Here is a 21721-nt window from a genome sequence, read left to right as displayed (position 1 = left end):
TGATAATGCAGAAAGGAAAGAAGGGCATATGAAAGTAAAGCTGGATGCAGAGCTGGTCATGGAACTGAGGGCAGATTGTCCTGAGGAAGACCGCCTGGTGGTGGGAGGCAATGACTGGGGATATTTAAAGGTGATCCAGATCAGGGGCGGCCATTTTGAGGGGGAAAAGCTTAAGGGGCGTGTGGTCCCCGGAGGAGCCGACTGGAATCTGGGGGTCGGAGGTGACAGCGAGGATACGGTACATTCCCGCACTGTGTCTGCGAAATATCTCCTTCAGACAGATGACGGCGTTTATATAGCCATTGAGAACCTGGGGTATAAGTATACCGAGCAGGAGAAAAACACGTTGATCCAGACCCGCCCATCCTTCCATGCGCCGCGGGGGAGATACGAGTGGCTCAATTATGGCGTATATGTGGGAAGCCTGTCCGGAAGTACAGTGGACGGCGTGCGCGGCGTGGATATAAAGATTTATAAAATGATGTAGAATGCGGAAAGGAAGCTGATATAGATGAAAAAAGTGATCAAACCGGGCAGGGAACGAAAAAGCATTAATTTTATTGATAATATTACATATTCCAGACAGAAGGATCTTAAGGGCAATGAGATGGAGCTGAAAATGTCCATCATGCTGCAGAACGGGAACAGCGAAATGCGACTGGCTGCAGGGCGAGATGACGAGAGCGATGACAGGACTCCAAAGCCTGCGCTCCTCTGGATTCCGGGCGGCGGCTACCGGGGCTGTGATAAAAACCTGATGGTGGCGGAAATGCAGTTCCTGGCGGAAGCCGGATATGTACTGGCGTCCATGTATTACCGCAGCAGCGCAGAGGGGCATCTCCCGGATCAGATCATAGATGTGAAAACGGCAATCCGGTTCCTGCGCGCCCACGCGGACGAGTATGAGATCGATCCGGATCGGATCGGTGTGATCGGAAGATCCGCAGGAGGGCATCTGGCGGCTTTGGCTGCGGTCAATTCCGACCTGTACGACAGCGGAGAATGGGGCGGTTTTTCATCCAGAGTACAGGCCTGCTGTGATCTGTTCGGTCCGGTGGATTTTCTGAAGCTGATCGATATTGATGAGGAGAAGATCCGGACGGAGCCGGATTACCGCTGGAAGACCATGGAAGAAACCCACGAGGGCGCAGTCCTGGGCGGAGACCCGGCTACCATGCGGGAGCGGGCCAGGCAGTTCTGCCCGCCCTATATCCTGACGGAGGCATTAAGCCCGATCCTGATCCTTCACGGAGACTGCGACAAGCTGGTCCCGTGGACCATAAGCGAGGATTTTTATAACAGGATTGTGGACGCCGGAATGGAAGACCGGGCTGAGTTTTATATCCTGCAGGGCGCGGGGCACGGAACGAAAGAATTTTTCCAGGCGGAGACGAAAGCCCTGATCCTGCGGTTTTTTGACAGGTGCTTAAGGCAGGAGGCGTTTTAGGCAAACAAATAGAGCGGCGGGATAAAGCCATTACAAATGTAAAAATCATTTGCAATGGCTTTATTCATTTTATACATTCTTTGTAAAAAATGGTTACAAAAAGTGGTTACAGTTTTTAATTCTTGCTGTTTTTTATAAGAACTGATATAATTAAATAATGAAATTTGTACCATAAGATTTTGGCGGGAGGAAAACAAAAGACAAGCATGAGGCACACAAAGATACCTGTCCGGATACTGGCCTTGTCGGTCATCCTGTCAGCGGGATTTGGATGCTGCGTCCCTGGACCGTTTTTTGCCGTTACCATACCGGAAGCGGAGCGGGAACGGCGGGCGGCAGAGGCGAGACAGGAGGCAGCGGAGCGGGATATGGAGCTGCTGGAACAGGGAAAAGAGAATTCTGCCCGGGAGGCAGATGCGCTGGATCTGGAACTGACCGCGCTCCTTACGGATATGGAGCTGTTGGAGGAAGATATCAGCGGTCTCCGGGATCAGATCGGGGATGCGGATAAGGTGTACCGGCAGACGAAAGCAGACCAGGACCGCAGGTATGCCATGCTGAAAAAGCGTATCCAGTTTCTCTACGAGGAGGGGGAGATCACATATCTCGATATCCTTCTCCGGTCGAAAAATATAGGCGATGTGATCAACGGGACAGAGTATTTCCAGCAGTTATATGAATATGACAAAAACATGATCCTTGATTATGAGGATATAAAAAAAGAAGCCATGCAGCAAAAAGAGACCCTGGAGGAGAAGCAGTCCGAGCTGCTCGCCATGGAGCAGGAACACGGGCAGCGCAAGACAGCGCTTGAGTCTGCAGTTACCGGGAAGCGGGCGGAAGCTGCTGATTTTGACCGCAGGCTCTCAGAGGCGGAGCAGGAAGCCCAGCTGTGGGCCAGGACTGCCAGGGAGAAGACCGAACAGATCCGGGTCCTGCAGGAACAGGCCGCGCAGAGACGGAGACAGGAGGCGGAGCGTCTGGCAGCGCAGAGAAGGGCAGCAGGGACCGCAGGGCCGGATGTCTCCGGGACGGCGATCGCCAGGGCGCCTGTAAAAAGCATGGGAGGCAGCCTGTTCGGACGCCAGGTGGCCGATTATGCACTGCAGTTTGTGGGGAATCCCTATGTATGGGGAGGGACCAGCCTGACTGGCGGGGCTGATTGTTCCGGCTTTACCCAGTCGGTATATAAGCACTTTGGGGTAAATATCCCAAGGACTTCGGGAGAACAGGCATATTACGGCAGAGAGATCGCTTATGAGGATATGGAGCCGGGAGACCTGATCTGCTATCCGGGGCATGTTTCCATGTATATCGGTGATGGAAAGATCGTCCATGCAAGGTCGACCAAAGCGGGGATCCGCGTGGACGACGATCCGGCTTACCGGACGATCGTATCGATCCGGAGGCCGTGGCAATAACACAGGAAAGAGTCTATGAGGGAGGAACAATGAATAAAAAATATTTTAGTATGGCAAAAACAGCGGCAGCCATATTGGCGCTGTCCGCTTTGTGGGCAGGCTCAGCATGGGGCGCGGATACGATCATAAAGTCCGTATCAGTGAGGGTAGAATCCTCAGTGGAGGCGGATGCCGGGCACGGTACGGTCTCTGCCACCGCAAGCAGTTCCAAATATCACGTGGTCTCCAGCAGCCTTGTAAATGACAAGAGCAACTGGAAGGCTGGCGAGGTACCGCGTGCCGAGATCACCATAGAAGCGGAGGAAGGCTACTATTTTACCAGACTGAATGCAAGTAAGGTCTCGGTCAGGGGCGCCGAATACTCCTCCTGCCGCAATCAGGACGACAACCGCGTTGCGGTGATCACCGTGAAACTGGACCCGGTAAAAGGGATATTGGAGGACGTGGAGGACGCTTACTGGGAGGACGGCCCTCTTGGCAAGGCGAAATGGGGCAAGGTAGAAGGAGCGCCGGCCTACGAGGTCAAGCTGTACCGGGGCAACACCCTGGTGCACCATGTAAAAAAGACCACCACGACCAATTATGATTTTTACGGATATATGACTGTGAAGGGAGACTACTATTTTAAGGTAAGGGCCATTCCCAAGCTGAACTCCCAGGAGGAATATCTGGAGGAAGGCGGGTGGACAGAGTCCGGGATACAGGAAGTCACCCTCAGGGATGCGACAGCGGCGGGAGACCGGAAGCCAGCCCAGACAGCGGGGCAGCCGGACAACTCTTATCCGACGGGCCGGGCTTCCGGCTGGGAGCAGGATGGAAACGGCTGGTGGTACAAGAATGCGGACGGCAGCCATCCGACCAACTGCTGGCAGATGATAGACGGCAAATGGTATTTATTCGGCCTGGACGGCTATATGCTGACCGGCTGGCAGAGGTGGAACGGCAAGGAGTTTTACCTTACCAGCAATGGGGATATGGTGACAGGCTGGTTCCAGGACAAGCGCCAGTGGTATTACCTGGATGAGAATAAAGGAAAGATATCCGGCGGCTGGCTGGCCGTGGGAGACCAGTGGTATTATATGAACTATGACGGGACTATGGCAACCGGATGGATCTCTTCCGGCGGGAGCTGGTATTATCTGGACCCCTCTAACGGGCAGATGGTGAAAGACCGCATGGTGGGACAGTACTATATCAATCCAGACGGTGTTTACGTACCATAAGAATACGAGGAGGACAAAAAGATGAAAGGGTTTAAAAGGATGGCAGCCGGGCTCCTGGCGCTTTGCTTAAGCAGCTCCCTGTTTATGGGACAGGCGCTGGCAGCAGTTAAGAAACAGGAGACAAGGACTCCGATCACATCCGTTTCCATACGGGTGCGTTCCAATGTCCAGGCCGACTATGATGTGGAGGCGTCCAGCGTCAATATCACGACAGACAGCGGACAGTATACTATAGGGGCTTATACCTGGGATTCCGGGAAAAAGGACTATCTGGAACTGGGCGAGGTCCCCAAGATAACCGTAGAGATCCATGCAGTGAGCGGCTACTATTTTTATAAGACCACCGGTTCCGGCAAGTTCCAGATCGACGGCGCCGAGTACAGCAAGGTAAAGCGGATCAATGACGATGAGACGTCGCTGCTCACCCTGAAGCTGAACCCCGTATCCGGCGAACTGGACATCACGGACAATGCAGAATGGGTGGGGTATCCTCTTGGCAAGGCCAGCTGGGACCCGGTTGAATACGCCGGCGCGTATGAGCTTAAGCTGTACCGCAACGGGGAGCAGGTCCAGGGAGTCCCCAAGGTGAATGCGACCACATATGATTTTTATCCGTTTATGACCCAGCCTGGGGATTATTATTTTAAGGTGAGGGCGATACCGAAGAATTCGGATGAGGAGAAATATATTGTCAGCGGGGACTGGGTCAGCTCCGAGGAGATCAGCGTTGATTCCGACGAGACCTACGGAAGCGACCGGTCTGAGCGGAATACGGACAAACTGGATCCTTCCCAGATCGGCTGGCAGAAGAACGCAGAGGGCTGGTGGTACCGGAATCCGGACGGATCTTATCCTGCCAACACCTGGAAGGATATCGACGGCAAGAGGTACCTGTTCGGATATGACGGCTATATCATGACCGGATGGCAGAGAAAGGATGGGAACTATTACTATCTGGACAGCAACGGCGCAATGCAGATCGGATGGCTCCAGGATAACCGCAAATGGTATTATCTGGGCGGAGACGGCGTGATGCAGACAGGATGGATCACGGTTGACGGGAAGCGGTATTATATGGATCCGGACGGCAGCATGCATAAAGAATGGCTCCTGGACAACGGCACCTGGTATTATTTCAGTCCCGAGGACGGTACGATGGTCAGGGATGCCTACGTAGGGGGATATTACCTGAATCAGGACGGGATCTGGATCTATTAATAATTACAAAATGTTTACGGTAAATATTGGAAATCGACAAAAATCTTAAGAATTGAGTTGACGTTATTGCCTGTTAAAGCTATACTTGTCTTAAGTGAGTTACAAAAAACGGAAAAAGTGGAGAAAAATATGTTTATTGTACCGATCACAAGGATGGAAGGCCCCGTTTCCCTGAAAGAGATGCAGAGCGCCGGGGCCGGAACAGGCGCGTCTCCCAGGACTGGCTTTCAGTCCATATTAAAAGACGCTATCCGGGATGCGGACCAGGCGGTCCAGAAGACCCGGGAGATGGATATAAAGCTGGCTGCCGGCGAGGTGGACAACTTACATACTGCGCTGATCCAGGCGGAGCAGTCGGCGGCAGCGATCGAATTTACGACCCAGCTGGCAAGTAAGGCAGTCAGTGCCTACAACCAGATCATGGGAATGCAGATATAAGAATATCATAAAAATCAGAAGATAGTGTTGGTGGAAGCATGAGTGTGGGGGATAAGATAAAATCAGCGGTTGGCAGCAGTGAAGGCGCCAGCCGCCTTTTGGGAAGTAAAAAAAAGAAAGCCGTAGCGGGCGGAGCCTTACTTGCAGTGATCGTGGCAGTCGCAGCGGCAGTCTTTCTCAATATGGACAGGAGTGGAGAGTATGTCACTCTGTACCCTGGAATCTCCAGGGAAGAAAACAGTGAGATCATGGCGGTGCTCAGCAGCAGGGGCGTGCCGGCGAGAAGAAATTCAGAGGGAGAAGTGACGGTTCCGGAGACCAGGCTTGGCGATATTATGATCGACATGACCCAGCTGGGCTATCCGAAAACGGCACTTCCTTTTGATATTTTTTCGGATAATATGGGATTTACCACGACGGAGTTTGAAAAGCGCCAGTACCTGCTCTTAAACCTGCAGGACCGGATCGAGCGGACTCTGAAGGATATGACGGGAGTCAAGAATGCGATCGTCACCCTGAATGTGTCTGATGAGAGCAGCTATGTATGGGATGCGGAGACCTCTGACAGCACAGGCGCAGTGTCCCTGACGATGATGCCGTCCTATGAGCTGTCGCCGCAGAAGGTGGCGGCGATCAAAAACCTGATCGCAGACAGTGTTCCCAGGCTGCTTCCGGAAAATGTGACGGTGGTAAACGCAGAGACCATGGTGGAGATGGTTTCCGATGATGTGGGAGGCGCAGGTGCGGGCCTCAACCGCCTGGACTTTGAGTCCCGGGTGGAAGAAAAGCTGGAAAGCAAGATCAAAAATGTTCTGGCGCTGGCATATGGACCAAGCCAGATGCGGGTATCTGCAACCGTTGTCATCGACTATGACAGGATGATCACGGAAGATCTGCAGTATGAACCTCAGGAAAATGGCCAGGGGGTTGTGGACCGGTACCGGGAAGGCAGCAGTAACGGCGGCGGAGGCACCGGGGCCGGAGGCATCGCTGGAGAAGAGAACAATACAGATATCCCCACCTACGGCGCAGCGGGCGCAGGCGGCGGCAACACGGGCAGCGGGGAGTATTACCGCGACGTGGATTATCTGGTCGGATACATAAAAAAGCAGATTGAACGGGATAATGTGAAGCTTCAGAAGGCAACCGTGGCCATCACGGTAAACGATGATAACCTGACGGAATCGAAGAAACAGCAGTTGATCGATGCGGCATCCAAGGCTGCCAATATTCCGCCGGAGGATATTGTAGTCTCCAGCTTCCAGCAGACGGAAACCGAGAAAAAGGCTGAGACGCCTGTACCGTCCGTCCCGGTGCAGGGACCGGTGACAACAGGTATTGACATGAAACTGGTCATCGCAGGTGCAGTTGCGGGTGCGGTTCTTTTCCTGCTGCTTCTGGCGGTGCTCTTCGGGCGCAGAAAGAAAAAGCACCAGATCGAGGATGAAGAGGTGTTCGGAAGCTTCGAGGAAGAAGAAGCTCAGGAAGAGGACAGCCTTGCTGCACGAGCAGAGGCGGACGCGGTCCGGACAGCAGTAAACACCGTTCCAAAGGTGAATGACGGCAATCCGATCAACCAGGTCAAGTCCTTTGCCGATATGAATCCGGAGATTATTGCATCCATGATCAGTTCATGGCTGAAGGAGGATAAAAAGTAAATGGCAGCGGAAGAAAGAAGACCGGCTCAGAAAGCAGCAGCCGTTATATCGATCCTCGGCACAGAACGGGCGTCACAGGTATTTAAATACCTGACGGAGAATGAGGTGGAACAGCTTTCTGTGGAGATTACCAGGCTCCCGAGGCTGTCGGACGATGAGCTGAAGGATATCGCCAGCGATTTTTACAGCTGCTGTGTGACGGAAAAGGTCATTACAGAGGGCGGAAAAGACTACGCCAGAGAGGTGCTGGAAAAAGCATTCGGCCAGCAGCAGGCCAAGAACCTGATGGACCGGGTTTCAAAGGCGCTGAAGACAAAGGCATTTAATTTTATCCGGAAAGTGGATTATAAAACCCTTATGACTGCGATCCAGAATGAGCATCCCCAGACCCTGGCCCTGATCCTGTCCTATGCAACGCCGGAGCAGGCGTCCAAGATCATTGCAAACCTGCCTCACGACACAAGAGTGGATGTGGTGGAGCGGATCGCCAATATGGACCGGGCGCTCCCGATGGCGATCAAGATCGTGGAAGATGTGCTGGAAAAGAAGATCGGAGCCTCATCTTCAGAGGAGACTATGGAGGTAGGCGGACTGAATTATATCGCAGATGTCATGAACCATGTAGACCGGAGTACAGAGCGGGATATCTTCGACGAATTGAATATGAAGAACCCGCAGCTGGCGGAGGATGTGCGCAAACTGATGTTTGTATTTGAAGACATTGCTTTTCTGGACCCGCTTTCCATTCAGCGGTTTTTGCGGGAATGCGATTCCAGGGATCTTGCCGTTGCGCTCAAAGTTGCCAATAAGGATGTGGCCGGAGCGATCTTCTCTAATATGTCAAGCCGTATGAGGGAGTCCATTCAGAGCGATATCGAATATCTGCACAATATCCGCATGAGTGATGTGGAGGACGCACAGCAGCGGATCGTGGCTGTGATCCGGCGTCTGGAGGAAGAAGGCGAGATTGTGATCTCCAAGGATGGAAAGGATGAAATCATTGTCTAGGATATTAAAATCTGACCAGACGGTGACCGGGAGCCTGAAGGTGAAGGTATACCAGAAGACCGATGAAGTACCATTGGTCCCGGACCCTGACGGACTGAAGCATCCGCCGGGGGAAGAAGAGGCTGAGCGGGGATATGCGCTGATCTCAGAGGCAAAGCGGAGGATCCTGGAACGAGCCAGGAGCCAGGCGGAACAGTCTGCCGCCGCGATTTTGGAGGACGCATACGCCCAGCGCGATAAGATCGTCAACACTGCGGCGAAGCAGGCGGAGCACATCAAGGAAGAAGCCAGGAAAGAGGGCTATGAGGCCGGGATTGCTGAGGCCGGCACAGAGATCGCCAGCCAGCTGTCTGACATCCGAAGCTGTGTAAAGGATATAGAAGAGCAGATGGGGCAGCAGGCCAGAGAGCTGCAGGAACAGCTGGCCGGAATTTCTCTAAAGATCGCTGAAAAGATCCTGTGTAAGGCGCTGAAGGAAGATGACGCAGCTATTGCAGAGCTGGTAGAGCGGGCTGTACTTTCGGAGCGGGACAAACGGAATATTGTGGTCCATCTTTCGGACCGTTCTTTGGAACTTGTGGAGGCCCTGGAGAAAAAACTGGAACCACTCCGTGAGAAAAATGACGGGTTTTTGCGGATCAAGACGGAGGACCAGCCTCCGGGATATGTCCAGATTGAGACAGAAGAAGGGATTGTGGACGCTTCCGTGTTCGTTCAGCTGGAGAATTTAAAAGCACAGCTGGCAGCATTGGACAGGCAGACATAAGACGGTAACTGATATGGAACTGGAACAGCTTAAGCAGGCGCTGCAGGGAAGTGACCTTTATACCTATCTGGGTAAGATAGACAAGATCGTCGGGACCACCGTTGAGGCTATGGGGCCATCCTGCAGGATCGGAGATGTATGTATGATCGATGTCCCGGGCGGCGGGCCTCCTGTCTGTGCGGAGGTTGTGGGCTTCCGGGAAAACAGGGTCCTGCTGATGCCTTACGAAGAGATCGAGGGGATCGGTTATGGAAGCGCCGTCCGCAATACGGGAGAGCGGCTGATGATACCTGTTTCGGAGCAGCTGATCGGCAGGACGGTTGATGCCCTGGGCATACCGATGGATGGGAAAGGCGAGCTGACCGGCACGACCTATTATCCGATTACCGGCGGCAGATCCAACCCCATGGACCGCCCCAGGATCGATACGCCCATCCAGATGGGAGTCAAGGCCATAGACGGCCTTCTGACCATTGGAAAAGGCCAGAGAATGGGGATCTTTGCGGGAAGCGGCGTCGGCAAGAGCACACTCATGGGCATGATCGCCAAGAATGTAAAAGCGGACGTCAACGTGATCGCGCTTGTGGGAGAGCGAAGCCGTGAGGTCATGGAATTCATAAACAGAGATTTGGGCGAAGAGGGGTTAAAACGCTCTGTCCTGGTCGTGGCGACTTCAAGCCAGTCGGCGATGATGCGCGCCAAGTGCACCATGACGGCGACCACCATAGCGGAATATTTTAAAGATCAGGGAAAAGATGTGCTGTTGATGATGGATTCCCTCACCCGGTTCGCCATGGCGCAGAGGGAGATCGGCTTAAGCATAGGCGAGCCTCCTGTCGCCAGAGGTTATACGCCCTCCATATATTCGGAGCTTCCCAAGCTTTTGGAGCGTTCCGGTAATTTTGAGACCGGTTCTATTACCGGCATATACACAGTATTAGTAGAAGGGGACGACGCCAACGAACCGGTGTCCGATACGGTCCGGGGGATCATCGACGGACACATCATGCTGTCCCGGAAAGTGGCGATGAAGAACCGGTATCCTGCCATAGATGTTCTGGCAAGCATCAGCCGTCTTATGAGTGAGATCGCTGCGCCGGAGCACAAAGAGGCCGCCGGAGCGATCCGGAAGCTGCTCTCTGTATACGAGAACAATATCGATCTGGTCTCCATCGGAGCCTACAAAAAAGGGACCAACCGGGAACTGGATGAGGCTCTGAAGCGGATCGACCGGATCTACGAGTTCCTTCAGCAGAAGACAGATGAGAGCTTTTCCCTGGATGAAACGGTGATCCAGATGATAAAATTGACGGAATAGGGTGAAGAACCATGAAAAAATTTTCATTTTCCCTGGAGCGTATGCTGTCTTATCAGATCCAGAACCTGGACAAAGAGCAGGGGATCATGGGACGTCTGACTGCAGAACGGGACCGCCTGGAAGCCCGGAAGGAAGAGCTGAAGCTTGAGAATGCGAGGACCCGTGCCGATATGGACCAGAAGGAAGCGGCGGGGACCACAGTGTTCGCATTAAAAGCGTGTTATATGGTGCTGGATAGCGGCAGAAAGCAGCTGGAGGCCCTGGAGGACGATTTGTCCGCTATTGCCGGGAAGATCGAGCGGCAGCGCCAGGTGGTGCTGGCTGCATCCCAGGAAGTCAAGAAACTGGAAAAACTGAAGGAAAACCAATTGCAGGAATACCGCAGGAACGAAGCAAAGGAGCAGCAGGAGATCATAGCAGAACATGTTGCGGAAGCCTTTGTGAGGAACTGCGATTCCATATAAATATGTCAGAAAAGAAAGGTGGTGAGAAAAGATGAGAGCAGTGATGAATACGGATGCCCCTGGATTTCGGAGCACAGAAGCAGCGGGCGCCGGAAGCAGGAGCGCCGGAAAGACAGAAAACAGTTTCCTGGAGGTTTTTCAGAAAACGGTGGCTGACAGAAAGAAACCGGAGCCTCCCAAAGAGAAAAGAACAGAAGTGAGTGCCGGTGGACAGCAGACGAAGGATATTTCCGACAGGGCGTCAGAGGAGATTAGTACGATGCCGGAGAAGGAAGCCGGGCAGGCAGTCCAGGAGAAGCCTCAGAAAGAAAAGGATCAGACTTCAGATCCGGTTCTGGCGATGCTGATGCTAAACGGGATGGAGATGCTCCCGCCGGAAGCGGAAGAAACCGCAGGATATGCGGACGGGATTTTGCAGGAGGAAACGGCTTTAGGATCATTGCAGGCGGCTTCCCTGCCGGATGCAGGACAATCTGGCATGACGGATCTGTTTTATGTCCTTCAGGATCAGAACGTCCCGGCAGCCGAAAACGGAGAAGAAGCACTCCTGTCCACAGCAGGACTTGAGGCTGATGGAACGGCATCTGAAATGCTCCAGGGTAAGGAAGATGTCAGCCGGACAGGCAGTTTTGCATTTAGGCCCACAGAGCTTAAGGCAGATGCCAGAACCGCGATGCAGGAAGAAACGTCAGGCGCAGGTATGGATTCGGATTACCCCGGGCTATTGAAAGAACAGTCGGAATTTATGCGGTCTATGGTGCACTCCGGGAGAGAAGCGGCCAAAGACAGCAGCCAGGAACAGGAAACAGGTCCTGAACAGGGGCTTGAAGAATTGAGACGGAATGCCAGTGCAAACGGCGTGGATGTGATAGGACGTTTTACCGCATCCAATTTAAACGGCAGGTTCAAAGTACCGTCAGGCTCCGGAGAGTCTTTGGAAAGCACTCCGGTACTGGACCAGATCCAGACAGGCCTTCAGCAGGCATTAAAGAGCAGACAGGAGCTGACCGTACATTTAAAACCGGAAGGGCTGGGGGATATTGTGATCCGGCTCGCAAACAGCGACGGCAAGGTTACGGTCAATATCGGAGTCTCAAACAGTGATACGCAGAAGCTGATCACCAGCCAGATGGCAGACTTGAAGGAAATGCTGGAGCCCCTTCATGCGGAGGTTGGCGAAGTATACCACGACAGCCAGGCAGCCATGAATTTCCTGGAATACGGGCAGCAGATGCAGGAGCAGGAGAACCGGCACCAGGCCGGGAGCAGTGGTAGAAGAGGCCGGGCGGCGGTACAGGAAGAAGATCAGATACTGGCAGTGGCAGAACAGATGATGGCGGAAAGCGCTGTCGGCAGGCTTTATGCTTACATCTGACGGGTTCACAGCCGGAGAAAGGAGAGATATGCCAGGTGATATAACAGGATATGGAGGATATACCAACTATCTGTCTAACGGAACAACCACCTCGTCCCAGCCGGGACCGAAGGCAAGAGACAGTTCCCCTGAAAAGACTGAGGAAGATTCAAAAACAGGAAACAACATCGATGCAGTCTACGGAGATGCGTCTGACAAGATGGTAACCATGAATGATTTTCTGACCCTGATGGTGGCGCAGCTGAAAAACCAGGATTTCATGAATCCTGTGGACGATACCCAATATGTGACCCAACTGGCTCAGATATCCACCATGCAGCAGATGGAGGAGATGGCGTACAATGCCAAGACCACCTATGTGACTTCATTGGTGGGAAAAACAGTAACGGCTGCCAAGTTCACCGTATCAGGCGAATTAAAGAAGACAGAAGGAATGGTCGACAAGATTTCCCTGCTGGACGGGAAATACGTGGTCTATGTAAATGGAGAACCTTACACTACAGATGAGATCATGGAAGTCAAGGCAGCATCGGCTGGGAATAACGACAACAGCGGCGGCGAAGGCCCCGGAGACAAGCCCCCGGGAGGAGATACCGGCGGAAGCGGCGATGGAGGCGATGCTTAGCAGCTAATATGGCAGAAAGGAGGAAAACGGATGGATTCCATGATATACAATAAACTGCTTCGTACACCGATCAGTACGGGAACTCCCATTCAGCCCCGGAAGACCGACGGAAAGGCAGAGAAGAAGGACGGCTGCTTTCAGGAACTCTTAGAGCAGAAGCTAAAAGAAGAAAGCCAGGTGAGTTTCTCAAAACATGCCATGGCGCGTGTGATGGAACGTGGCGTGGACGTGTCCTCAGGGAGTCTTGAGCGCCTGAACGAGGGCGTGAAGCTGGCGGAGGAAAAAGGGCTGAAGGAGCCTTTGATCCTGTTGGATTCCACCGCGTTTGTTGTAAATATCAAAAACAACAAAGTAGTCACTGTAGTTCATGAAGACGGCTTAAAAGGCGCCGTGTTCACCAATATTGATGGAACCGTTATGATATAGCCGGTCCTTTTTGGAGGCTATCCTTACCCCGAACGACGGACGGGTAAGACGGTAAAAAGGAGAAAATATGTTAAGATCATTATATTCCGCAGTGTCTGGTATGAAAGCACACCAGACCAAGCTGGATGTTATCGGCAATAATATTGCCAACGTAAACACCTATGGATTCAAATCAAGCCGCGCGCGTTTCCAGGACGTGTTTTACCAGACCCTGCAGAACGCAACGGGCGGCGATAATAACAGCGGCGGTATCAACGCAAGCCAGGTTGGTTACGGCGCCCAGTTAGGCGGCATAGACATCGATATGGGGCGTTCCGCCCTGCAGTCCACCGGAAGGCCCATGGATGTGGCGATCACCGGCGAGGGCTTTTTCCAGGTCATGGACCCGGACGGCAATATCTTTTACACCAGAGCGGGGAACCTGGCTTTAGATTCCGCCAGCGGAAACCTGGTGGATGCCAATGGTTATACGGTGCTGGGTGTTTCCGGGGATCCGCTGGGGAAAGAGCCTTCCTCAGACAAGATCCATTTAAACATTCCGTCCCAGTCCAACTCCCCGGCCAGCAAGACCCAGACCATCAACGGGATTCAGTATACGGTCACCTCGGAGAATGCCACAGGCGACGCCAATGTCTCTGTCAAATTCTATCTTGACAGCAACCTGCCGGATGGAGCTGATATTGTGGTAAACTCATCGGATATCTCCACCTCAAGCATCACGGTGCGGGTCAATAAAAATGCAGTGTTCGATAGTTTGGCAGATTTCACCAGCAAGATGAACAGCGCGATCACGAGAGGGAACAACGGAACCCCGCATCCAGCGGGTAATTTCACCATCTCCGCAGCACCGGCGGACAAGGTCTTTACAACTCCGCTGACTGGCGCAGAGCTTTTGGGAACTAATTTCGGCGTAGTGCAGGGGACCCATACTTTTGCTACGTCAGAGCAGAAGAAGGACGGTATTTTTGGAGGCATCAAACCTTCCGGAATGAGTGTAGAACCCAAATTCACGGCAGAGGGAACTGTGGAGTACAACGCAACGCTTATACCAGCTTCGGCCACAGACCCGGCCGCGTGGAAGATAACTGCAACCGTGACGGCCGCGGACGGAACTACGCGGACCTTTGTAGGAGAGGTCAATGAGAACAGCACATCAGCCAACAAGGTGTGGCTGAAGGAGACCCCTGTGGCGGCAGGCGAAGAAGCCGGCCAATATATTGAGATGTCCCACCCGGGGTTTGAATCGATCTCTACTGCATCGGGAGATACCGTAGCAGGCGGGACCATTACCGCCGCTACAGATTCCAAGGATCTGGGGCTAGGTACAACTTTCACCCTGGAAAACGGAACAGAAGGCGGCAACATCTCCCTGGCTGGCGCGTCCATCGCGATCCTGGCGAACGGTATCATTGAGGCGACCCATCCGGATCAGGGAAAGATCCAGATCGGAAGGATCGATCTGGTAACATTTGAGAACCCTTACGGCCTGGAACAGGTAGGAAGCTCTTACTTTTCCGTGACAGCCAACTCCGGCGAAGCCAAAGCCTGCAAAGCAGGGGAAGACGGTACCGGCGCATTGAAGACTTCATCCCTGGAGATGTCCAACGTGGATATTTCCACAGAGTTTTCTGATATGATCGTGACACAAAGAGGCTTCCAGGCCAACTCCAGGATCATCACGGTTTCCGACTCCATTCTGGAGGAGCTGGTAAACTTAAAGAGATAAAAGCCTGTAACGGCGGCATTTTGAAGAACAGGAGGACGGCGGCGTGATCATACTGCATAAGTTAAATGGTGAGGATTTCGTGTTGAATTCTGACCTGATAGAAATGATTATGGAAAATCCGGACACCACCATCCTCCTGACAAACGGGAAGCATCTGATCGTAAAAGAGTCCAAGGAAGAGGTTGTGGGGAAAGTAATCTCATTCCGGCGGATGGCATTTTCAGAATTTATCAGGCAGATAGGCGGAGCGGTTTAAGAAGTACAAAAAGAAAAGTATAGTAAAGGATGTAAAAGTTATGGACTTTATGTCAATTTTCGGTTTTATTTTAGCAAGTGTCCTTGTCATATTTGGTATGGTTTTTGACAGTGATGCCATGAAGCTGGTATTTTCCAATCTGAAAGCCTTTCTGGATGTGCCAAGCATTGCGATCACGATCGGAGGCACGGTTGGGGTTATGATGATCTCTTTTCCTGCCGGAGCCTTCAAAAAAATAGGAAAACATTTAAAGATCCTTTTTAAACCGTACAAATTTGATCCGGAACAGTCCATCAGCCAGATCGTGGAGCTGGCGACAGAAGCGCGAATGAAGGGGCTTTTGTCACTGGAGGACAAGTTAAATGAGATTGACGAGCCGTTTCTGCACAACAGCCTTCTGCTCGTAGTTGATTCGGTCGACTCTGAAAAGGTCAGACAGGTCATGGTAACGGAACTGGACCAGTTGGACGAGCGTCATGCTTTGGACCGGAGGTTTTATGAGAAGGCGGCAAGCTATGCTCCGGCCTTTGGTATGATCGGTACCCTGGTGGGACTGATCCTGATGCTGGGTAATATGGCGGATGTGGATGCTCTGGCAAAAGGTATGGCGGTAGCCCTGATCACGACTTTATACGGTTCTCTGTTTGCAAACATTGTGTGCCTTCCGATCGCAAGTAAGCTGAAAGCGCGTCACGACGAGGAATTCCTTTGTAAACAGCTGGTGATGGAGGGGGTCCTGGCGATCCAGGAGGGAGAAAATCCCAAATTCATCGAAGAAAAGCTGTACAAACTTCTGCCAGCCTCAAGCAAAAAAAAGGAGCAGAAGGAAGATGACGGGGCTGTGGAGCCTGAAAAGAAAAGACGTTTTGGTAGAAAGAAAAATGCATAGAAGAACTAAAAGGAGCTTATTGTGATGGCAAAGGATCAGCAGGAAAAACTGGATTTACAGGGCATGACGGACCAGCAGATGCTGGAGGAACTGACAAAATTATATGGAACGATGGCAGGAAAGTCCCTGTCCTCGATCCTGGGGGCAGATATCGAGATCACGGACCCGAAGATCCGCGAAATAACCGTAAAGGAAGTGGAGTACAGCATTCTGGAGCCGGCGATTTTTGTAAAAAGCTGCCTGACCTCCAATGTGGCGGGAAATATTGTCCTGATCCTGCGCCAGCGTGACATGCAGGCTTTCTTAAATGAACTGATGGGAATTGACGATCTGCCTGACCCGGACTTTGTGTTTGACGAGGTGGCAATGAGCGCAGCCACAGAGCTGATGAATCAGATGGCCCGTTCGTCTGTAAGCGCTATGGCGGAGTATTTCGGCGATACGATGGAATCCTCTGACTGTCAGCTGGTCTTATCAGACGGACAGCAGTATCTTTCTCAGGTTATGGGAGAGGATGCAGATTCCCGGACCGTGTCAGTTCAGTATCATATGCAGATCAAAGATATGGTAGAGACGGAATTTATTGCATGTATCTCTGAAACAGCGCTGGACAGCCTGCATCAGGAACTGGAGGCTAAAAAGGAAGCGGAAGCAAAGCGGAAAGCCGAGGAGGAAGCAGAGCCTGGACTGTCCGCAGTACAGGAAGCGTCAAAAATCGCAGTAGGGGGGGTGGCTTCCTTGAAAAAAGACATGTCCCGCTCTTCAGAGCTGATGCAGAAAAGAGTTCCTGTCAGCCCTGCGATCCAGAAAAACCTCAGCCTGATCATGGATGTGCCCCTTTCGGTTTCTGTAGAGATCGGTAAGACCAGACGACGCCTGAAGGATGTGCTGAATTTTAACAACGGGACAGTGATCGAGCTGGATAAAGAGGCGGATGAGCCGGTGGATATCATTGTCAACGGCCAGCTGATCGCCAGGGGCGAGGTGGTTGTCATAGATGACAACTTCGGAGTCCGTATCAGTGAGATCATCAACACAAAAAGCATTATCGGGAATGGTGAGTCAATTTGAAGCGATTTAATATCCTGGTGACGGCGGGGATCATCGGAATCATCTTTCTGATCCTGATACCGCTGCCGACGCCTATACTCGACTTTTTATTTATACTTAATATTACACTGTCTCTGCTGATCCTCGTGATGACGATGTATATCAGGGAAACCCTGGAATTTTCCGTGTTTCCATCGATCCTTCTGATCACGACGCTGTTCAGGCTGGGCCTTAATATCTCGTCAACCAGAAAGATCCTGTTTGACAACGGCTATGCAGGACAGGTGGTCCAGACCTTTGGACAGTTCGTGATCCGAGGGAATGTGGTCATCGGTTTTATCATATTCCTGATCATCGTGCTGGTGCAGTTTATCGTTATCACAAAAGGTTCCGAGCGAGTGGCGGAGGTTGCGGCAAGATTTACGCTGGACGCCATGCCTGGAAAACAGATGGCGATCGACGCCGACTTAAACAGCGGGCTGATCGACGAACAGCAGGCAAGGGAACGGCGTTCCAACATCCAGAGGGAAGCGGACTTCTTCGGTTCCATGGACGGTGCTACCAAGTTCGTAAAAGGGGATGCGATCATTTCGATCATCATTACCTTTATCAACTTTGTGGGAGGCATCATGGTGGGGCTCATGAACGGGCAGGGAAGCATCTCTGCCATCATGCAGATCTATACCACCTCCACCATCGGAGACGGCCTGGTTTCCCAGATCCCGGCGCTCTTGATATCCGTGGCGACCGGTATGGTAGTGACCCGGTCAGCGTCCACCAACAGCCTGAGCGAAGATCTGACAGAGCAGTTCCTGGCACAGCCCAGAGTCCTGATGACGGCCGGCGGCGCGGCAGCCTGTCTCTGCCTGATCCCCGGCTTCCCGATCCCCCAGATCCTGATGATCTCGGCAGTATTGATCGGCGGCGGTTATGTGCTTTTGAGAAAACAAAAGAGTATCGTGGAGGAATCGGGAACGGAGCTTGTGGAGGCGGAAGTCACCAGTGAAGCTTCTTTCTATAAGAATATAGAGAATGTATACGGTCTTTTGACCGTGGAACAGATCGAGATGGAATTTGGGTACAGCCTGATCCCGCTTGCAGATGAAAAGGGCGGCGGGAATTTCATAGACAGGGTTGTCATGTTCCGAAAACAGATGGCGATCGACATGGGCTTTGTGATACCTGCCGTCCGCATCAAGGACAGCGGGCAGCTCAACCCCAACCAGTACAGTATTCTGCTGAAGGGGGAGGAGGTCGCAAAGGGTGATATCCTGATGGATCATTATCTGGCGCTTCCGCCGGGAGGCGACGCGGATGACATACCGGGAATCGACACGGTGGACCCCGCCTTCCATATTCCCGCTAAATGGATCAGTGAGGATAAGAAGATCCAGGCGGAGCTGGCGGGCTATACGCTGATCGATCCCACGTCCGTGATCATCACTCATCTTTCCGAGGTGGTCAAGGAGCATTTACATGAGCTTTTGAACCGTCAGGAGGTCAATAACCTTCTGGAGACCTTAAAAAAGACAAATGCCAGCATCGTGGAGGACACCATACCTGCCATTATCTCGGTGGGAGAACTTCAGAAAGTCCTTTCCAACCTGCTGAGAGAACAGGTCCCGATCCGTGATATGGAGACGATCGTGGAAACGCTTGGAGATTACGGCACACAGATCAAAGACACCGATATGCTGACAGAATACGTCCGGCAGGCGCTCAGGCGCACCATTTCCCGCAGATTCTCAGAGGCGGGGCAGATGAAGGTCTTAAGCCTGGATGACCAGATCGAGTCCATGATCATGTCATCGGTGAAGAAGGTGGATACCGGTTCCTATCTTGCCCTAGAGCCGTCCTCCATTCAGGGGATTGTTTCAGCGGCTACGGAGGAGATCAACAAGATCAAGGACCTGGTCAATATCCCGATCGTTCTGACTTCGCCGGTGGTAAGGATTTATTTTAAGAAACTGATCGACCAGTTTTATCCGAATGTTGCGGTGGTATCATTCAGTGAGATCGATAATAATATACAGATACAGGCGTTGGGCAGCATTGCCCTAAGCCAGAGGTAGCACGATATGCAGATGGAACAGATCAGCGTGGAAGATACGGCGCAGGCGCTTAAGGAATACCAAGAGAGCCGCAGCCAGGAGCTGAGGAACCGGCTTGTGATCCGTTTCCTTCCTCTTGTCCGGTCCGCAGCGGTACAGCTGCGCGGGATGGCGGGCAGCGTCCTTCAGGAGGAAGATTTGATCGACCAGGGCGTGCTCGCCCTTATGGACGCCATGGAGCGTTACGACGAATCCCATGGGGCAAAGTTTGAAACCTATGCGTTTTTGCGGGTGAGAGGCTCTATGATCGATCATATCCGCAGCCAGGACTGGGTTCCCCACCGGGCGCGGAATTTTCAAAAAAAGGTGGATGAAGCGTTCTCCATGCTTGCCAATGACAAGATGCGCGAGCCTGAGGTGGAGGAGGTGGCAGCCTACTTAAACCTGCCTGTGGAGAAGGTGGAAAACCATATCCGCTACATGAACCGGGCGACCCTTCTTTCTTTTGAGAATGTGCTCCAGGACATGACCGGAGTGGTAGCCAAAGGCGAGCTGGAAACAGCGGACCGGAGCGGGAAACCGGAGGAGAATCTTTTCTACAGGGAGCTTCAGCAGACACTCAAGGACGCCATAGACAGCCTGGGTGAGAAGGAGCGGCTGGTCATCGCGCTGTATTATTATGAGGAACTGAAATATTCTGAGATTGCCGAGGTCATGGGGATCGGGCAGTCCAGGGTATGCCAGATCCACACAAAAGCGATCAGCAAGCTGAAGGTACACATGGAAGAATATGTGAGAGGATAGGTAATACATATGTTTTCAGGATTTTATACAGCGGCGTCAGGAATGCTGATGAACCAGCGGGCGCTCAACGTGAGCGCCAACAATATTGCAAATGTAAAGACCAGCGGATACCGGCCAAAGCGCCTCATAAAGACCACCTTCAGTGAAGAGCTGGTGAGGAAAATGGGCGGGGCGGTCGACCAGCTGGGCGGCGGATCGACCATCTCTGTGGCGGAGGGGGAGATCACCAGCCATAAGCAGGGAGCGCTTGTGGATACGGGAAAGACCTTTGACCTGGCGATCAGCGGAGAGGGATTTTTTGTCATCCAGGGTGAGGACCAGGTGTACCTGACCAGGAACGGTCACTTCACAAAAGACGAGGAGGGCAACTTGATCCTTCCTGGCATCGGCCAGGTCATGGGAGACGGCGGTCCGATCACTGTGGAGGAAGGCGGTTTCCGCGTGGGAGAAAACGGCATCATCTACGACTGGGAGGATGGGGAGCTGGATCAGATCCAGGTCATGAAGCCGGATGATTACAACAATCTCACTTTTTATGAAAACGGAACCTATGGGATCAATGACAATGTGCAGCTGGAGCAGGTTTATCCGGATATGTACCAGGGCAAGCTGGAGGAATCCGGCGTGGATCTAAATGCGGAGACCACCCGGGCCATGGAGCTGCAGAGGGCGTTCCAGTCCTGCGGCAAAGCGCTGACCATCATTGACCAGATGAACCAGAAAACAGCATCCGAAGTTGGGAAGCTGTAGGAGGCAGAGGAATGAATATATCTTATTATACGGCGGTGTCCGCCATGAAATCTTTTCAGGCAGATTTGGACGTGACGGCCAATAACATGGCGAATGTCAATACCACCGGCTACAAATCATTGAGAAGCTCTTTTGACGATCTGCTTTACACCCAGATGGATACGAAAGCAGCAGATCAGATGGTGGGCCATGGTGTTAAGACCAACGGCGCGGAAACGGTTTTTGAGCAGGGCAATTTTGAAAAGACCGAGCGGGATCTGGACTTTGCCATTCTGGGAAAAGCCTACTTTGCCATTGAAGTCAACGAAGATGAGGAGGAGCCTGCATTTACCAGAGACGGTTCTTTCCAGATCTCCGCTACGGACGATGGGAATTACCTGACCACCAGAGACGGCAAATATGTCCTGAGCCGGGACGGCGACAGGATAGAGTTGGAATACAAGCAGAAAGAGGATGAGAACGGCCGGATGGTGGATACCGGAGAGCTGGACTTAAGCCAGCTGAAGGACCAGATCGGGCTTTATACCTGTGAGAATCCGGACGGCCTGGTGCCTTTTGGAAAGAACCTTTACCGCACCGGAGCCACTTCGGGCGAATGGGTCTCCATCGATGATCTGGATGAGGAACAGGAGAGCAGCAGGCTGCTTACCCGCACGCTGGAGCTTTCCAGCACTTATATTCCCACGGAGATGGTCAACCTGCTCCAGTCCCAGAGGGCGTTCCAGCTAAACAGCCGGATCGTGACTGCGGCAGACCAGATGGAGGAGATCGTCAACAATCTCAGGTAAATAATGACGGGCTTAGGACA

22 protein-coding genes are annotated in these 21721 nt (G+C 52.5%); all 22 read left to right on the top strand.

Annotation, left to right across the window (positions count from 1 at the left end):
* Positions 1 to 28 precede the first annotated feature (28 nt).
* The 22 genes from AB1I67_RS15640 to AB1I67_RS15535 all read left to right on the top strand — a co-directional run bounded on the left by AB1I67_RS15640 (position 29) and on the right by AB1I67_RS15535 (position 21701).
* Positions 29 to 487: a DUF3237 domain-containing protein gene (locus tag AB1I67_RS15640; RefSeq protein ID WP_367030809.1), complete on the top strand. Its 459-nt coding sequence runs from the start codon at positions 29 to 31 to the stop codon at positions 485 to 487.
* Between the two features lie 24 nt (positions 488 to 511).
* Positions 512 to 1447: an alpha/beta hydrolase gene (locus tag AB1I67_RS15635; protein ID WP_367030807.1), complete on the top strand. Its 936-nt coding sequence runs from the start codon at positions 512 to 514 to the stop codon at positions 1445 to 1447.
* A 206-nt stretch (positions 1448 to 1653) separates the two neighbouring features.
* Complete coding sequence (locus tag AB1I67_RS15630; protein ID WP_367030806.1) at positions 1654 to 2868, top strand: NlpC/P60 family protein; 1215 nt, start codon at positions 1654 to 1656, stop codon at positions 2866 to 2868.
* Positions 2869 to 2897: 29 nt separating this feature from the next.
* The gene (locus AB1I67_RS15625) at positions 2898 to 4091 is read left to right on the top strand and encodes an N-acetylmuramoyl-L-alanine amidase family protein (RefSeq protein ID WP_367030805.1); all 1194 of its coding nucleotides are present in this window, start codon (positions 2898 to 2900) and stop codon (positions 4089 to 4091) included.
* A gap of 21 nt (positions 4092 to 4112) precedes the next feature.
* On the top strand, positions 4113 to 5309 hold the full coding sequence (locus AB1I67_RS15620) for an N-acetylmuramoyl-L-alanine amidase family protein (RefSeq protein WP_367030804.1): 1197 nt from the start codon (positions 4113 to 4115) through the stop codon (positions 5307 to 5309).
* A gap of 129 nt (positions 5310 to 5438) precedes the next feature.
* Positions 5439 to 5747 (top strand): flagellar hook-basal body complex protein FliE, encoded by a 309-nt coding sequence (locus AB1I67_RS15615; RefSeq protein ID WP_367030802.1) that lies wholly within the window; start codon positions 5439 to 5441, stop codon positions 5745 to 5747.
* A 38-nt stretch (positions 5748 to 5785) separates the two neighbouring features.
* The gene (gene fliF / locus AB1I67_RS15610; RefSeq protein ID WP_367030801.1) at positions 5786 to 7405 is read left to right on the top strand and encodes a flagellar basal-body MS-ring/collar protein FliF; all 1620 of its coding nucleotides are present in this window, start codon (positions 5786 to 5788) and stop codon (positions 7403 to 7405) included.
* Positions 7406 to 8413 carry a flagellar motor switch protein FliG gene (fliG, locus tag AB1I67_RS15605; RefSeq protein ID WP_367030800.1) on the top strand — a complete coding sequence of 336 codons (1008 nt, stop codon included), beginning with the start codon at positions 7406 to 7408 and terminating at the stop codon, positions 8411 to 8413.
* Positions 8397 to 9179 carry a FliH/SctL family protein gene (locus tag AB1I67_RS15600; protein WP_367030799.1) on the top strand — a complete coding sequence of 261 codons (783 nt, stop codon included), beginning with the start codon at positions 8397 to 8399 and terminating at the stop codon, positions 9177 to 9179. Before fliG ends, AB1I67_RS15600 begins: the two co-directional genes overlap by 17 nt.
* A gap of 13 nt (positions 9180 to 9192) precedes the next feature.
* Entirely contained in the window at positions 9193 to 10497 is a 1305-nt protein-coding gene (locus AB1I67_RS15595; RefSeq protein ID WP_367030798.1) for a FliI/YscN family ATPase, read from the top strand.
* 11 nt (positions 10498 to 10508) lie between these two features.
* Entirely contained in the window at positions 10509 to 10961 is a 453-nt protein-coding gene (locus AB1I67_RS15590; protein ID WP_367030796.1) for a flagellar FliJ family protein, read from the top strand.
* Between the two features lie 31 nt (positions 10962 to 10992).
* The gene (locus tag AB1I67_RS15585) at positions 10993 to 12336 is read left to right on the top strand and encodes a flagellar hook-length control protein FliK (protein ID WP_367030795.1); all 1344 of its coding nucleotides are present in this window, start codon (positions 10993 to 10995) and stop codon (positions 12334 to 12336) included.
* A 28-nt stretch (positions 12337 to 12364) separates the two neighbouring features.
* On the top strand, positions 12365 to 12961 hold the full coding sequence (locus AB1I67_RS15580; RefSeq protein WP_367030794.1) for a flagellar hook capping FlgD N-terminal domain-containing protein: 597 nt from the start codon (positions 12365 to 12367) through the stop codon (positions 12959 to 12961).
* A 30-nt stretch (positions 12962 to 12991) separates the two neighbouring features.
* Complete coding sequence (locus tag AB1I67_RS15575; protein WP_367030793.1) at positions 12992 to 13387, top strand: TIGR02530 family flagellar biosynthesis protein; 396 nt, start codon at positions 12992 to 12994, stop codon at positions 13385 to 13387.
* A 67-nt stretch (positions 13388 to 13454) separates the two neighbouring features.
* The gene (locus AB1I67_RS15570) at positions 13455 to 15113 is read left to right on the top strand and encodes a flagellar hook-basal body complex protein (protein WP_367030792.1); all 1659 of its coding nucleotides are present in this window, start codon (positions 13455 to 13457) and stop codon (positions 15111 to 15113) included.
* A gap of 43 nt (positions 15114 to 15156) precedes the next feature.
* Positions 15157 to 15369: a flagellar FlbD family protein gene (locus tag AB1I67_RS15565; protein WP_367030791.1), complete on the top strand. Its 213-nt coding sequence runs from the start codon at positions 15157 to 15159 to the stop codon at positions 15367 to 15369.
* A 40-nt stretch (positions 15370 to 15409) separates the two neighbouring features.
* Positions 15410 to 16258: a motility protein A gene (locus tag AB1I67_RS15560; RefSeq protein WP_367030790.1), complete on the top strand. Its 849-nt coding sequence runs from the start codon at positions 15410 to 15412 to the stop codon at positions 16256 to 16258.
* A 24-nt stretch (positions 16259 to 16282) separates the two neighbouring features.
* Positions 16283 to 17329, top strand: coding sequence for a flagellar motor switch protein FliN (gene fliN / locus AB1I67_RS15555; RefSeq protein WP_367030789.1), 1047 nt, complete (start codon positions 16283 to 16285; stop codon positions 17327 to 17329).
* On the top strand, positions 17326 to 19380 hold the full coding sequence (gene flhA, locus AB1I67_RS15550; protein ID WP_367030788.1) for a flagellar biosynthesis protein FlhA: 2055 nt from the start codon (positions 17326 to 17328) through the stop codon (positions 19378 to 19380). The genes fliN and flhA overlap by 4 nt, the downstream gene beginning before the upstream one ends.
* 6 nt (positions 19381 to 19386) lie before the next feature.
* Complete coding sequence (locus AB1I67_RS15545) at positions 19387 to 20163, top strand: FliA/WhiG family RNA polymerase sigma factor (RefSeq protein ID WP_367030787.1); 777 nt, start codon at positions 19387 to 19389, stop codon at positions 20161 to 20163.
* A gap of 9 nt (positions 20164 to 20172) precedes the next feature.
* Positions 20173 to 20913: a flagellar hook-basal body protein gene (locus tag AB1I67_RS15540; protein WP_367030786.1), complete on the top strand. Its 741-nt coding sequence runs from the start codon at positions 20173 to 20175 to the stop codon at positions 20911 to 20913.
* Between the two features lie 11 nt (positions 20914 to 20924).
* Positions 20925 to 21701, top strand: a complete 777-nt coding sequence (locus AB1I67_RS15535) for a flagellar hook-basal body protein (RefSeq protein WP_367030785.1) — start codon at positions 20925 to 20927, stop codon at positions 21699 to 21701.
* Positions 21702 to 21721 lie beyond the last annotated feature (20 nt).

This window comes from Clostridium sp. AN503 (genome assembly GCF_040719375.1).
Taxonomy (GTDB): Bacteria; Bacillota; Clostridia; order Lachnospirales; family Lachnospiraceae; genus Brotaphodocola.
This window is presented reverse-complemented; position numbering and strand designations above follow the sequence as displayed.